This window comes from Butyrivibrio sp. M55 (assembly GCF_900116865.1).
In the GTDB taxonomy this organism is placed as follows: domain Bacteria; phylum Bacillota; class Clostridia; order Lachnospirales; family Lachnospiraceae; genus Butyrivibrio.
This window is the reverse complement of the sequence record NZ_FPCD01000005.1, coordinates 128,956-143,226: the sequence shown is the minus strand read 5'-3', so window position 1 is coordinate 143,226 and position 14,271 is coordinate 128,956. Positions and strand designations below refer to the sequence as shown.

12 protein-coding genes are annotated in these 14,271 nt (G+C 43.3%); all 12 read left to right on the top strand.

The window, feature by feature from the left end:
• Positions 1–83 precede the first annotated feature (83 nt).
• The 12 genes from trxB (at position 84) to cbiQ (ending at position 14,255) form a co-directional block, all read left to right on the top strand.
• Positions 84–1,010: a thioredoxin-disulfide reductase gene (gene trxB / locus BM398_RS08035; protein WP_092337212.1), complete on the top strand. Its 927-nt coding sequence runs from the start codon at positions 84–86 to the stop codon at positions 1,008–1,010.
• A gap of 216 nt (positions 1,011–1,226) precedes the next feature.
• Positions 1,227–2,609 carry a C40 family peptidase gene (locus BM398_RS08030; protein WP_242949782.1) on the top strand — a complete coding sequence of 461 codons (1,383 nt, stop codon included), beginning with the start codon at positions 1,227–1,229 and terminating at the stop codon, positions 2,607–2,609.
• Positions 2,610–3,071: 462 nt separating this feature from the next.
• Positions 3,072–3,602, top strand: coding sequence for a ribosome hibernation-promoting factor, HPF/YfiA family (gene hpf, locus BM398_RS08025; RefSeq protein ID WP_092337210.1), 531 nt, complete (start codon positions 3,072–3,074; stop codon positions 3,600–3,602).
• Positions 3,599–5,713, top strand: a complete 2,115-nt coding sequence (locus tag BM398_RS08020) for a CotH kinase family protein (protein WP_092337209.1) — start codon at positions 3,599–3,601, stop codon at positions 5,711–5,713. The genes hpf and BM398_RS08020 overlap by 4 nt, the downstream gene beginning before the upstream one ends.
• A gap of 199 nt (positions 5,714–5,912) precedes the next feature.
• Entirely contained in the window at positions 5,913–7,103 is a 1,191-nt protein-coding gene (locus BM398_RS08015; protein ID WP_092337208.1) for an acetyl-CoA C-acetyltransferase, read from the top strand.
• A gap of 202 nt (positions 7,104–7,305) precedes the next feature.
• Positions 7,306–8,100: an enoyl-CoA hydratase-related protein gene (locus BM398_RS08010; RefSeq protein ID WP_092337207.1), complete on the top strand. Its 795-nt coding sequence runs from the start codon at positions 7,306–7,308 to the stop codon at positions 8,098–8,100.
• A 55-nt stretch (positions 8,101–8,155) separates the two neighbouring features.
• On the top strand, positions 8,156–9,028 hold the full coding sequence (locus BM398_RS08005; RefSeq protein WP_092337206.1) for a 3-hydroxyacyl-CoA dehydrogenase family protein: 873 nt from the start codon (positions 8,156–8,158) through the stop codon (positions 9,026–9,028).
• 50 nt (positions 9,029–9,078) lie between these two features.
• A complete protein-coding gene (locus BM398_RS08000) occupies positions 9,079–10,239 on the top strand; it encodes an acyl-CoA dehydrogenase (protein WP_092337205.1) in 1,161 nt (386 codons plus the stop codon).
• Between the two features lie 147 nt (positions 10,240–10,386).
• Positions 10,387–11,178, top strand: a complete 792-nt coding sequence (locus BM398_RS07995; RefSeq protein WP_092337204.1) for an electron transfer flavoprotein subunit beta/FixA family protein — start codon at positions 10,387–10,389, stop codon at positions 11,176–11,178.
• A 25-nt stretch (positions 11,179–11,203) separates the two neighbouring features.
• A complete protein-coding gene (locus BM398_RS07990; RefSeq protein WP_092337203.1) occupies positions 11,204–12,250 on the top strand; it encodes an electron transfer flavoprotein subunit alpha/FixB family protein in 1,047 nt (348 codons plus the stop codon).
• Positions 12,251–12,471: 221 nt separating this feature from the next.
• Positions 12,472–13,482: an energy-coupling factor ABC transporter permease gene (locus tag BM398_RS07985; RefSeq protein ID WP_092337202.1), complete on the top strand. Its 1,011-nt coding sequence runs from the start codon at positions 12,472–12,474 to the stop codon at positions 13,480–13,482.
• Positions 13,482–14,255 (top strand): cobalt ECF transporter T component CbiQ, encoded by a 774-nt coding sequence (cbiQ, locus tag BM398_RS07980; RefSeq protein WP_092337201.1) that lies wholly within the window; start codon positions 13,482–13,484, stop codon positions 14,253–14,255. The genes BM398_RS07985 and cbiQ overlap by 1 nt, the downstream gene beginning before the upstream one ends.
• Positions 14,256–14,271 lie beyond the last annotated feature (16 nt).

Sequence of the window (14,271 nt, the reverse complement as noted above, 5' to 3'; positions counted from 1 at the left end):
ATTGCGTACAATCTAATCCTTATTTACTATAAATGACTTAGATATGTGCTTTAAAGATTTTAATCGGTTAGGAGGAAATGCAAATGTTTGATCTTATAATAATAGGTTCCGGTCCTGCCGGCCTTTCAGCTGCCGTATATGCTAAGAGAGCCGGACTTAATATGCTTATTATAGAAAAAAATCCTGTGAGCGGAGGACAGATAATCGATACGTATGAAGTTGACAATTATCTCGGAATCCCCGGCGTTAACGGATTTGATCTCGCAATGAAATTCAGGGAGCATGCCGATAAATTAGGTGCGGAGTTTGTAGACGGAATAGTTACGGGAATCGAGAAAAGTTCTACTGATGAAAAAGGAAAAACTATATTTAAAGTAAATACAGAAAATGAGAGCTATGAGACGCGCACGGTTCTTATAGCTGCAGGTGCACATCATTCCAAGCTCGGGATTCCGGGAGAAGAGGAATATATCGGAAAGGGAGTTTCATATTGTGCAACTTGTGACGGAGCTTTTTATAAGGGAAAGGTCGCTGCGGTTAACGGCGGCGGAGATGTGGCTGTTGAAGATGCGATATTCCTTGCAAGGTTCTGTGAGAAGGTTTATCTCATTCACAGAAGAGACGAGCTTCGTGCCGCGAAGATCTTGCAGGATGAGCTCTTTGGTCTTCCAAATGTAGAAGTTATCTGGGACAGCGTAGTTCAGGAAATACAGGGAGAAGGCAAAGTTACAAATTTAAGAGTTAAGAATATTAAAGAAAATAAAGTCTCTGATCTTAACGTTGACGGCATTTTTGTGGCAATCGGTATACATCCGTCTACAGAAATCTTTGCAGATATTGTCGAATGTGACGAAAACGGATATGTGATTGCCGGAGAAGATTGTGCAACAAATGTACCCGGAATCTTTGCTGCGGGCGACTGTAGGAAGAAGAGGCTTCGTCAAATTGTTACTTCGGTGGCAGATGGTGCAAATGCCGTAACTGCGGCACAAGATTATCTTATAGTGTAAATAAATGCGTTATATCCTAATAATAACCAGAATAAGAATTTTTTGTGAAAAATATATACAAAAAATTTGGTCAAAATTTGTTTGTTGTATATTTTTTTCAGTAATACTCTGGGAATATTGAAATTTTGGTGAACGTGTTGCAAAAGTTGACAAACGGAAGCAAATAGCGTATATTTGTATATGCGTAACAAAAATGTAACAAACCGGAGGTTTCTTTTGAAAAAAACTGCTAAACAGATTATGACCGCTAGTGTTGTAGCTGCAATAACAATTTCCAACATGAATAGTGTTTTAGTACATGCTGCACCTTCAAGGAGAGTAACGAGCGTTTTGCCTCAGGCAGGTTTTACATACGCTCTAGGGGATAATCAAGTATCACTTTCAACTCTTCAGAACAGTATCGACGAAGAAGAGAGTAGTTCAGGTAAAGGATCGAGCAAGAAATCGGGGAAGTCGGGGAGTCATGGGGATTCTTCAACTATCAGCAAATCTGTTGCTGATAAGATCGAATTAAGTTCTGCCGTTACCGATGCGACACCAAATGCTTCAAATATTACAGGAAGTCTTCTGCGTGATATTTTGAATGCGACCGGATCCGCAAGCGGAGACGAGTCAGGTAGTGATGAACAATCCCAGGATGATTCAGAAAAACAGAATGTAGACAATCTCGTAGTTGCCAAAGCTGAGGGTTATGTGAATATTCGTGATAACCCGGGTGAGACAAATACGGAGAAGATTGGTAAGTTATATGATAAATCCGTTGGTACTCTTTTAGAAGAGAAGGACGGCTGGTACAAAATTAAATCAGGTGATGTAACAGGTTGGGTTAAGGCTCAGTACTGTATGATAGGTCAGGAAGCTGCTGATTATGCAGAAGAAGTCGCTACCCAGATGGGTACTGTTAATACACAGGAAGGTGTTCTTAAGACCAGAAAAGAACCCGGCACAGATGCTGACGTAATGGGTTATGTTGCTCCTGATGAACAGGTTATTATTCTTGGTGAAGAAGAAGACAGCTCAGGCCAGAAATGGTATAAGATAAGTATGGAGGAAGGTGACGTATACATTTGTGCTGAATACGTTAAACCTTGGCTCGATTATAAAGTGGCTGAATCTAATGACGCTGAGAAGAAACGTCTCGCAGAAGAAAAAGCTAAGACTGATGCCAATAAGAAAGCTGCTAGTAAGAATACATCTGATAAGTCTGTAGGTAAAGACTATAAGTCAGCTGCTTCTTACACAACAGAGACAAGCTCAATCGGATCTGCGGTTGCAGAGTTCGCTAAACAGTTCGTTGGTAACCCTTATGTTTACGGCGGAACAAGTTTGACAAACGGTGCTGACTGCTCAGGTTTCGTAATGAGTGTATATCAGAACTTCGGTGTAAGTCTTCCTCACAGTTCATCTGCAGATAGAACTCAGGGAGCTGCAGTCGATGGACTTGCAAATGCACAGCCCGGTGATATCGTATGTTACTCTGGTCACGTTGCTATCTATATTGGAAACGGACAGATTGTACATGCTTCAACAGCTAAGACAGGTATTAAGATTTCTAACGCTGATTACCGTAAGGTACTCGCAGTAAGAAGAATCTTGTAATTGAATATTGAATTAGACTAGTAAGGAGTTGTTTATACAGCTCCTTACTTTTTTGTGCAGAGCACTTGCTGAGATCCATAATGTTTTCAATAAAGTGCACATAATAACAAAAGTCAATAACAAAAAGATTATTTTTTGCGAACAAAAAATTCATAAGTTATCCACAGGATGTGAGAAAAATTGTCTAAAAAATGGACTTATACACGAAGTTATCCACATTATCCACGAAAATATGAAGGATTAATTGATTTATCCACGTTAAAAATCATGAAATAATTTTGTGCATCATTCACAAAAAAAGCGAAAATTTCAAAAGAAGTGGGTCAATTTTCGCTTATAAAATGTACTTATCGGGCTCGAAATGGTATACTGTACATATATAAATAACGGCCAAGGTGCAGTGAACGTCAAATCTTAATATTGATGAAACATTACACGGGTCGAAGCAAAGGGGATGATTGCATGAAATTTACTATTGTAGGCAAGAACATTGATGTAACACCCGGACTTAAGGCAGCGGTAGAAGAGAAAATCGGAAAACTCGAGAAGTATTTCACCTCTGATACAGATGCCAATGTTACCCTCAGCGTTGATAAGGATAGACATAAGATCGAGGTTACCATTCCCGTTAAGGGCAAAATTATCCGTGCAGAGCAGGTCAGCAATGACATGTATGTATCGGTTGACTTGGTAGAGGAGGTTATTGAGAGACAACTTAAGAAATACAGAAGTAAGATCGTTGATAAGCAGCAGGCTGAAGTCAGCAACTTCAAGAAAGAATATCTTGAGGCTGATTACATGGATGAGGAGACTATCCGCATCGAGAGGATCAAGAAATTCGATCCCAAGCCTATGTATGCAGAAGACGCATGTGTTCAGATGGAACTTTTGGGACACAACTTCTTTGTATTTGTTAATGCAGAAACAGACATGGTTAATGTGGTTTATAAGAGAAAGGGAAATACATACGGATTGATAGAGCCTGAAGTATGATACGAGAATTCTTTTTTGGCAAAACTAAATATACCATAGTATTTACAGGGTTGCTGGCTGTCAGCGCAGCAACCCTTTTTTGTTGCGGGCTTGTAAAAGACAGCAGAACAGTTGTCATAAACGAAGTCTGTGCGGACAATTTCAGCGCATACAGAAATGATGCCGGAGAGTACACAGATTATGTGGAACTCTACAACATGTCTGATTCGGAAGTTTCGGGATTATATATTTCCGATAGTAGAAAAGACCTGAAGAAATTTAGAATAGAAGAGGCGATTCCTGTAAACGGATTTTTTGTGGCAAGCATCTCCAAAGATGCGGAGAACGGCTTTGGCATAAGCAAAGACGGAGAAACAATCTATCTGAGTGATGAAGACGGCAACATGCTCGACGCCGTGACTCTTCCGAGACTTACGTATGACGTGACTTATTCAAGGGAAGAAGACGGTAAAGGGAAGTTCGCATCTCTTTCGGCAACTCCGGGAGAAGCAAACAGCGGCGCTTCCCATATTGATACTTCTTTTATCGAAGGACCTGTTTTTTCTATAGAAGACGGATTTTATGACGAGGGAACCAAATTAAAGATCTCGTCTTCGCCGTGGGTGAATATTTTTTACACCGACGACGGAAGTGTTCCCGATGAGAATTCACAGAAATACAAGGGCGAGATTACTCTTACCGATGCGTCCGCAAAAGAAAATGTGTATGCGAATGAGATAATGTACCCGACCTACAATCCGCCCGGCTACAAGATTGACAAGGCGAATGTGATCAGTGCCGTGGCGATAAATAAGCTTACGGGCAAGAAGAGCAAGGTTGTGACGCACACGTATTTTGTCGGATTCGATAAGAAGGAAAAATACAAGGATAAACAGATAATGTCCCTTGTCTTTGACCCTGCGGATCTTTTTGATCATGACAGAGGAATCTATACTCTCGGAAAGAAATACGATGAGTACAAGGAACTCGGCGGCTTTACGGAGCTGCCCGAAGATGAAGTTCCGGGAAGTTTTACGGATGATAATGGAGAAATATATTATAGAAGTTACTTCACTAATTCGGAGTTCTCGGGAAAAGAGTGGGAGAGAAAAGCACATATGACTGCGTTTGATTCCGCTCATAAGGATTTCTTTTCCCAGGATATAGGTGTCAGAATATCGGGCGAGTCAACGAGGTTTGTGTATCAGAAAGCGCTCAACCTGTTTGCGAGAGATATTTATGATGGGCAGAAGAACTTTGCTAAGAGTTTTGTCTGTAACAATGAAAAGAAAGTGCGACTTCGAAAAGGCGATGGAAGGATAATATATCAGGAGCCGTTCATTCAGTCTGTGATAGGAGAAACGGGAATTCCTTTCCAGGATTCTGTCCCTGAAGTTGTCTTTATAAACGGCGAGTACTGGGGAATTTACAATCTCAGAGAGCAGTACGACGAGAACTATTTTGCCGAGCGCTACGGTATTCCGAAGGATCAGTTATGGACTGAGAAAAATAGTTCTGTCGAGTGCGGAGATTCGCAGACGGATGAGAATTACAAGGTGCTGTATGACGTGATGATGAATGGCAATATGAGCGATGATGCGGTTTATTCGCAAGTTGAGAGTGAGATTGATATAAATAATATGATCGATTATTATTGCATGCTCTTATTCTTTAACGATACCGACATCGACGGCGCGCACAACAGATTTATGTTCAGGTCAAAAGAGCCGGGATACGGCGATTACGGTGACGGCAAGTGGCGCTTTGCTGCGTATGACCTCGACATTACTTGTGAGGATGTGGAAGCTGACACGGTTTCATATTACAGGGAACTTGATGAAAAGATGTTTATGCCGGGATTTTTCTATGAAAGACCGGGATTTAAGGAGCTCTTTTACAACAGGATGGTTGAACTTACTGATAATGAGCTGTCCTATGAGCATCTGAGTAAGAAGCTTGCTGAGTGGGATAAAATGTACCGCGAGCAGAACATCGAGACGGTGAGAAGGTTTGAAGAGGACGGTTACTCTGAAAATGAGTATGAAAAAGACCTTGCGGCGCTTGATTCGTTTTTTAAAAACCGAAAAGAATATGTCCTTAAAATGCTTGAAAAAGATATTAAAGAGAATTAAAAATCATGAATGAAACTTCCTGCGACGGTTTGGCAATTTGCTAAATAAAAACGTTTGTGGGAAGTTTCTTTTTATTGCATTTGACAAGGGGGTATGCTACAATAAACCTGTTCTGACAAAAATTTGTCAATCAAAGGTTTTATTAAGAAAAATCGAATAACGGACAGATAATTTTTTCAAAAAATGGAGGTAATACGTTATGGCACAGAAAGTAGTATTAGCGGGCGCGTGTAGAACAGCTATCGGCAAGATGGGTGGAGCACTTAGCGGCACACCGGCAGCAGAGCTTGGTTCTATAGTTATCAAGGAAGCACTTAACCGCGCAGGTGTTAAGCCTGAACAGGTTGATGAAGTTCTTATGGGTTGCGTAATCCAGGCAGGTCTTGGACAGAACGTAGCAAGACAGGCTTCAATCAAAGCCGGACTTCCTATCGAGACTCCTGCTGTAACTCTTAACGTAGTTTGCGGATCAGGTCTTAACTGTGTCAATATGGCAGCTGACCTTATCAAGGCCGGCGAGGCTGATATAGTAGTAGCAGGCGGAATGGAGAACATGTCTATGGCTCCTTACGCACTTCCCAATGCACGTTTCGGATATCGTATGAACAACGGAACAGTTGTAGATACAATGGTAAACGATGCTCTTACAGATGCATTCAATCACTATCACATGATGATAACAGCAGAGAATATCTGCGACAGATGGAACCTTACAAGAGAAGAGCTTGACGCATTCTCAGCAAATTCTCAGCAGAAGTGCGAGAAGGCTATGGCTGAAGGCAAGTTCAACGACGAGATCGTTCCCGTTCCTGTTAAGGTTAAAAAAGAAATGGTAGACTTCAAGGTTGATGAGGGCCCTCGTGCCGGCACAACAGCTGAGTCTCTTTCAAAGCTTAGATGCTGCTCAGGTAAGGAAGGCGGACTTGTAACAGCAGGTAACGCTTCAGGTATCAACGACGGTGCAGCAGCAATCGTTGTTATGAGCGAAGAGAAGGCTAAAGAGCTCGGAATCAAGCCTATGGCTACATGGGTTGGCGGAGCACTTGCAGGTGTTGAGCCCGAGGTTATGGGTATCGGACCTGTTGCAGCTACAAACAAAGTTCTTAAGAAGACAGGACTTTCACTTGACAATATCGATCTTATCGAGGCTAACGAGGCATTTGCAGCACAGTCTGTTGCAGTAGCTAAGGACCTTGGATTCGATATGAACAAGGTTAACGTAAACGGTGGCGCTATCGCACTTGGACATCCCGTAGGAGCTTCAGGATGCCGTATCCTTGTAACTCTTCTTCACGAGATGGGCAGAAGAGCAGATGCTAAGAAGGGTCTTGCAACTCTTTGCATCGGTGGCGGAATGGGTTGCGCTACAATCGTAGAGAAATATGAGTGATATAGGGAAGAAAATGTATGACGACTGCTGTGTTTACACAGAGCAGTCGTCACACATTTGATGACCGAACAGACATGAGTAAAAAAGATATGCGAATGAAAATGAGCATATCGATTTACGAATGGCTGTAGCATGACGAGAGCGAAGCGGAGTCATGCATATATCACGAATAAAGTAGATTATTCATAAAGGAGATAATGAGATGAGTTTTGTAAATTGCGAAGTAAAAGACAAAATTGCCGTTATTACAATCAACCGTCCCGAAGCGCTCAACGCGCTTAACTCACAGGTTCTTGATGACCTCGGCGCAGCATTTGACAGCATTGATGTTAATGTTGTAAGAGCCGTTGTTCTTACAGGTGCCGGAGATAAGTCATTTGTTGCAGGCGCTGATATCGGAGAGATGAGCACACTTACAAAGGCAGAGGGTGAAGCTTTCGGTAAGAAGGGTAACGACGTATTCCGTAAGATCGAAGAGTTCCCGCTTCCTGTTATCGCTGCAGTTAACGGATTCGCTCTTGGCGGCGGATGCGAGATTTCAATGAGCTGCGATATTCGTATCTGCTCAGAGAACGCTATGTTTGGTCAGCCTGAGGTTGGTCTCGGAATCACACCCGGATTTGGCGGAACACAGAGACTTGCACGTCTTATCGGTGCAGGAATGGCTAAGCAGCTTATCTACACAGCACGTAACATCAAAGCAGACGAGGCTTACAGAATCGGTCTTGTTAATGCCGTATATCCTCAGGAAGAGCTCCTTGCAGCTGCTGAGAAGATGGCATCACAGATCGCTGCAAATGCTCCTATCGCTGTTCGTGCTTGCAAGAAGGCTATCAACGATGGATTTCAGACAGATATCGATGCTGCACTTGTAATCGAAGAGAAGCTCTTTGGTTCTTGCTTCGAGACAGAGGATCAGAAAGAGGGAATGGCTAACTTCCTCAGAAAGAAAGACGATCCGAAGAAGGTTAAGGTTGTGGACTTCCAGAACAAATAACTTATAGAAACTATCATTTTATATAGAACATGATAATTTTAAGGAGGATTTTAAAATGAAGGTAGCTGTTATTGGCGCAGGTACAATGGGCTCAGGAATTGCTCAGACATTTGCTCAGGCTGAGAGCGTAGAGAAAGTATATCTTTGCGACATCAAGACTGAGTTTGCAGAAGGCGGATTTGCTAAGATCAAGAAGGGACTTGATAAGCAGGTTGCTAAGGGAAAGAAGACTCAGGAAGAGGCTGACAAGATCACAGGAAAGATTCAGACAGGTCTTAATGACATCTGTGCTGATGCTGATCTTGTAGTTGAGGCTGCTCTTGAGGTTATGGATATCAAGAAGAACCTCTTCAAAGAGCTTCAGGATAACATCGTTAAGAATCCTGATTGCATCTTTGCATCAAACACATCATCACTTTCAATCACAGAGATCGGATCAGGACTTGCAAAGCCTATCATCGGTATGCACTTCTTCAATCCCGCTCCTGTTATGAAGCTTGTTGAAGTTATCCAGGGTGCAAACACACCTGCAGATATGGTTGACAAGATCAAGAAGATTTCTGAGGATCTCGGAAAGACTCCTGTACAGGTTAACGAGGCAGCAGGATTCGTTGTTAACAGAATTCTTGTTCCTATGATCAACGAAGGTATCTTCGTATATTCAGAAGGTGTTTCAGATATCCAGGGTATCGACACAGCTATGAAGCTTGGATGTAACCATCCTATGGGACCCCTTGAGCTCGGTGACTACATCGGACTTGATATCGTTCTTGCTATCATGGATGTTCTTTACTCAGAGACAGGCGATTCTAAGTATCGTGCTTGCCCTCTTCTTCGTAAGATGGTTCGTGGTAAGCAGCTCGGTGTTAAGACAGGAATCGGCTTCTACAACTACGCAGACGGAAACAAAACACCCATCGATAAGTAATTTGAGAAATCACTTATAAATATTTATATAAAAATTTGGAGGAAACAAAAATGGATTTTCAGCTTGATCAGCAACATGAAATGGCGAGAGCTCTTTTCAAAGAATTCGCAGAAAAAGAAGTTAAGCCACATGCAATAGACGTTGATGAGACAGAGGAATTCCCTATCGAGACTGTAAAGAAAATGCAGAAATTCGGTTTCATGGGTATTCCGATTCCCAAGGAGTACGGCGGACAGGGATGTGATCCCCTTACATACGCTATGTGTGTAGAGGAGCTTGCTAAAGTATGCGGTACTACAGCAGTTATCGTATCAGCTCACACATCACTTTGCTGTGACCCTATCATGACATATGGTACAGAAGAGCAGAAGCAGAAGTACCTCGTTCCCCTTGCAAAGGGTGAGAAGCTTGGTGCTTTCGGTCTTACAGAGCCCATGGCAGGAACAGACGCTCAGGGTGTTCAGACTAAGGCTGTTCTTTCAGAAGATGGTAAAGAGTGGATCCTTAACGGTTCTAAGTGCTTTATCACAAACGGTGAGGTTGCTGATGTTTACATCATCATCGCTTACACAGATATCGTAGAAGATAAGAAGGGAAGAAAGCAGAAGAAGTTCTCAGCATTCATCGTTGAGAAGGGAACTCCCGGATTCACATTCGGAACAAAGGAGAACAAGATGGGTATCCGTGGTTCTTCTACATACGAGCTTATCTTCCAGGATTGCCATATTCCTGCAGAGAACCTTCTTGGTGCTCGCGGAAAAGGATTCCCTATCGCAATGCACACTCTTGACGGCGGACGTATCGGTATCGCTGCTCAGGCTCTTGGTATTGCTGAAGGCGCACTTGACAGAACAGTTGAGTACGTTAAGGAGAGAAAGCAGTTCGGCAGATCAATCGGCGCTTTCCAGAACACACAGTTCCAGCTTGCTAACATGGCTACACAGTGCGAAGCTGCAAGACTTCTTGTATATCAGGCAGCTGATGCAAAGAAGAATAAGTCTTACTACGGCGTAGAAGCTGCTAAGGCTAAGCTTTATGCTGCTGAAGTTGCTATGGATGTTACAACAAAGGCTGTACAGCTTCACGGTGGTTACGGATATATCAGAGAGTACGAAGTTGAGCGCATGATGCGTGATGCTAAGATCACTGAGATCTACGAAGGAACATCAGAAGTTCAGAGAATGGTTATCTCAGGCGATTTACTTAAGTAATCACCAGGCGGCTGTGAGAACCTGACGAGGTTATTTCGAGTCTGGTTCGAACGTGTTACGCCGAGTAGAACGAGGCGTAACTTCTGCTTTCGTTAGTGCGAGAGCAGAACTTCCTTATGAACATAAGACTATAAAGGAGAAAAAATAATGAAAATTGTAGTTTGCGTTAAGCAGGTTCCCGATACAAAGGGCGGCGTTAAATTCAAACCCGATGGAACATTGGATAGAGGTGCTATGCTTGCAATCATGAACCCTGATGACAAGGCAGGACTTGAAGCAGCACTTAGATTAAAAGATCAGTACGGCGCAGAGGTTACAGTTCTTACAATGGGACTTCCCAAGGCTGAAGCTGTACTTAGAGAAGCATTTGCAATGGGTGCTGACAAGGGAATCCTTGTAACAGACAGAGTACTCGGTGGTGCTGACACATGGGCAACATCTTCAACAATCGCAGGTGCTATCAGAAACCTTGATTATGATCTCATCATCACAGGCCGTCAGGCTATCGATGGAGATACAGCTCAGGTTGGACCTCAGATTTCTGAGCACCTTAACCTTCCTGTTATCTCTTACGCAGAAGAGATCAAAGTTGATGAGAAGGCTAAGACTGTAGAAGTTAAGAGACAGTTTGAAGACAGATATCACATCGTAAAGGCTAAGATGCCTTGCCTTGTTACTGCTCTTTCAGAGCTCAACGAGCCCAGATACATGACTCCCGGCGGAATCTTCGATGCTTTCGAAAAGGAAGTTACAGTATGGGGCAGAGCAGATCTTAAGGACGTTGATGATTCTAACCTTGGACTTAAGGGATCACCTACACAGATCGCAAAGGCTTCTGACAAGGTTAAGAAGGGTCAGGGAGAGAAGGTTGTTCTTGACTCTGCTGATGAAGCAGTTGAATATCTGATGGGTAAGCTTGTAGAGAAGCATATCGTTTAATTAACATAGGAAAAGGAGAAGCGTCATGTCTTTAGAAGAATATAAAGGTGTATTTATCTTTGCTCAGCAGGTTGACAATGAAATTTCAAGCATTGCACTTGAGCTTCTGGGCAAAGCAAAGAATCTTGCAGAAGATCTTGATGAGAAGAAAGTTACTGCAGTATTACTTGGAAGTGGAGTAAAGGGTCTTGTTGACGAGCTTGCACAGTACGGTGCTGACAGAGTTATCGTTGTTGATGATCCTGCTCTTAAGGATTACAGAACAGAGCCTTACACACACGCTCTTGCATCTGTTATCGATGAGTTCAAGCCTGAGATCCTCCTTGTTGGTGCTACAGCAATCGGTAGAGATCTTGGTCCCAGAGTATCATCAAGAGTACATACAGGACTTACAGCTGACTGTACAAGTCTTGAGATCGGTGATTTCCCGATCAATCCTGTTCCGAATCAGGAGCAGAAGCACAAACAGCTTCTTATGACTCGTCCTGCATTCGGTGGAAACACAATCGCTACAATCGCATGTCCTGACTTCCGCCCTCAGATGGCTACAGTACGTCCGGGCGTTATGCAGAAGATCGATCCTATCAAGGGTGCTAAGGCAGAGGTTGTTGAATTCAATCCCGGATTCGAAGAGAACAACTGCTATACAGAGATCGTTAAGATTGTAAAGGAAGCAACAAGCGTAGCTGATATCCAGGCTGCTAAGATCCTCGTATCAGGTGGTCGTGGAGTTGGTTCTGCAGAGAACTTCAAGCTTCTTGATGACCTTGCAGAGGTTCTTAACGGAACAGTATCATGCTCACGTGCCGTTGTAGATTCGGGCTGGAAGCCCAAGGATCTTCAGGTTGGACAGACAGGTAAGACTGTTCGTCCCGCTCTTTACTTTGCAATCGGTATTTCAGGTGCTATCCAGCACGTTGCAGGTATGGAAGAGTCTGACATCATCATCGCTATCAACAAAGATGAGAATGCTCCTATCTTTGATGTAGCTGATTACGGTGTAGTAGGAGATCTTAACAAGATCCTTCCTGTTCTTACAAAGAAGATTAAGGAAGCTCTTGCAGCTAAGTAAAAAGTAATCACTTAGTGAGGTGCCTATGAGAAATCATAGGCGCCTTTTTTAATGAAGTTCTGCTCTCACGCTTTGCGTGAGCCAGAACTAAGTAGTACACTAAGCTCGATAAAACCTCGCTAAGTGATTACTTAACCCCCTAGGGGGCTTGTGGAGCTTTTTTGTTCTGCCGTATACTCATTTATGGTGTTAAAAAAATAACAGTGTTGGAGGATATGGCTATGCATATGGCGGACGCATTGGTTGCTCCGGCAGTTGCCGGAACAATGTATGTATTATCTACAGGAGCAGCAGGAGTTTCTGTAAAGAAAGTAAGAGAGGAAAGTGACGAGTCGAAGATTCCTGTAATGGGAGTTATGGGAGCTTTCGTATTTGCTACACAGATGCTCAATTTCACAATCCCCGGTACGGGTTCATCGGGACATCTTTGCGGAGGCATGATGCTTTCTGCGATGCTCGGACCATTCGCGGGATTTCTTACAATGATAGGAGTGCTTCTTGTTCAGTGTCTGTTATTTGCAGACGGCGGACTGATGGCGCTTGGATGTAATATCTGGAATATGGCGTTCTACGGGTGCTTTATCGGATCTCTTTTGATATGGCGTCCCATCATGAAGAAAGGCGCTACGAAAATAAAAATTGCACTTGCATCGATACTTGGATGCGTTCTGACGTTGCAGCTTGGAGCGTTCTCGGTTACTATAGAGACATTGATATCGGGAATCACAGAACTCCCTTTTTCAACCTTCGTTGCAACAATGCAGCCGATCCACCTTGCAATAGGATTCGTTGAGGGACTTATCACATCAGCGGTTCTTATATTTATACATGAAGCAAGACCTGAACTTCTCTGGGGTATCGGCGAGAGCACAGAGAAAAAGGATGCTAAGCTTTCATTTAAGAAAACAATCATCACAGTAGCAGTTGCAGCAGCACTTTGCGGCGGCGTTGTTTCACTCTTTGCATCTGCATTCCCTGACGGACTTGAGTGGTCCATGGAGCAGGTTGCCGGAACAACAGAGCTTGAAGCTCAGGGACAGGCTTACGAGACAGCGGAAGCAATTCAGGAGACAACATCTCTTTTGCCCGATTATGCATTCCCCGACAGCGAAGCGGCAGCGGGAACAAGCTTCTCGGGAATTGTCGGAGCGCTTATTGTTGCGGGACTTTCAGCAGCTTGTTGCTATGTTTTCAGATTCTTTAGGAGAAAGACTGAGACTCAGACAGCTTAATGGATAGTATTGAGAGAAAAATTCGGGAATTAAATAGATTACAAGACCTTCAGCAGCGTTCTCATTGGATGAATGACCTTCATCCTTTGGGAAAGCTGCTTATTAGCATTATGTACATTTTTTTGGTGACGTCGGTTGGAAAGTACGATGTAGTCACTCTTATCCTTATGTCGGTGTACGTTATCTTTACCTTTATCATCGGCGAACTCTCGGTAAAAGAGGGAATCTACAGAATGAGACTGATCTTGCCGCTTGTAATGTTTGTGGGAGTGTTCAATCCTTTTTTTGACAAAAGCAGCGTGCCGGTCGCGGGCTTTGCGGTGCGCGGCGGGATAGTATCAATGGTCACGCTTGTCATCAAAGGACTTTACACGGTGTTTGCGGTCTATGCTCTTGTTGCGACGACGTCCATAGATGATATCTGTTACGCGCTTCGGAGCATCAAGGTGCCTAAGATAATCGTTATTGTTATAATGCTGATATACAGATATATTGATGTTATGGCGGGCGAAGCGGACAGGATATACACTGCGTACAGATTAAGGGCGCCGGGGCAAAAAGGTATCGAATACAGATCCTGGGGCACTCTGGTTGGCCAGTGGCTTCTTCGCAGCATGGACAAGGCGCAGATCGTATATGAGAGTATGCTTCTTCGCGGATTTAGGGGCGATTTTATCCCTAAAAAAAAGGGGGTAAAAAAACTTGATGTGATATATCCGATTGTCTGGGCGACAGTTCTTTTGCTCATAAGGTTTCATGTGTTTGGCGCATAAGCCTTGTGAATATGAT

Excerpts from the sequence above, each read along its gene's own strand:
- BM398_RS08015 (WP_092337208.1), top strand. The coding sequence starts at position 5,913 with ATGGCACAGAAAGTAGTATTAGCGGGCGCGTGTAGAACAGCTATCGGC.
- BM398_RS08005 (WP_092337206.1), top strand. The coding sequence starts at position 8,156 with ATGAAGGTAGCTGTTATTGGCGCAGGTACAATGGGCTCAGGAATTGCT.
- BM398_RS08010 (WP_092337207.1), top strand. The coding sequence starts at position 7,306 with ATGAGTTTTGTAAATTGCGAAGTAAAAGACAAAATTGCCGTTATTACA.
- BM398_RS07985 (WP_092337202.1), top strand. The coding sequence starts at position 12,472 with ATGCATATGGCGGACGCATTGGTTGCTCCGGCAGTTGCCGGAACAATG.
- BM398_RS08000 (WP_092337205.1), top strand. The coding sequence starts at position 9,079 with ATGGATTTTCAGCTTGATCAGCAACATGAAATGGCGAGAGCTCTTTTC.
- trxB (WP_092337212.1), top strand. The coding sequence starts at position 84 with ATGTTTGATCTTATAATAATAGGTTCCGGTCCTGCCGGCCTTTCAGCT.
- BM398_RS07990 (WP_092337203.1), top strand. The coding sequence starts at position 11,204 with ATGTCTTTAGAAGAATATAAAGGTGTATTTATCTTTGCTCAGCAGGTT.
- BM398_RS08020 (WP_092337209.1), top strand. The coding sequence starts at position 3,599 with ATGATACGAGAATTCTTTTTTGGCAAAACTAAATATACCATAGTATTT.
- hpf (WP_092337210.1), top strand. The coding sequence starts at position 3,072 with ATGAAATTTACTATTGTAGGCAAGAACATTGATGTAACACCCGGACTT.
- BM398_RS07995 (WP_092337204.1), top strand. The coding sequence starts at position 10,387 with ATGAAAATTGTAGTTTGCGTTAAGCAGGTTCCCGATACAAAGGGCGGC.
- cbiQ (WP_092337201.1), top strand. The coding sequence starts at position 13,482 with ATGGATAGTATTGAGAGAAAAATTCGGGAATTAAATAGATTACAAGAC.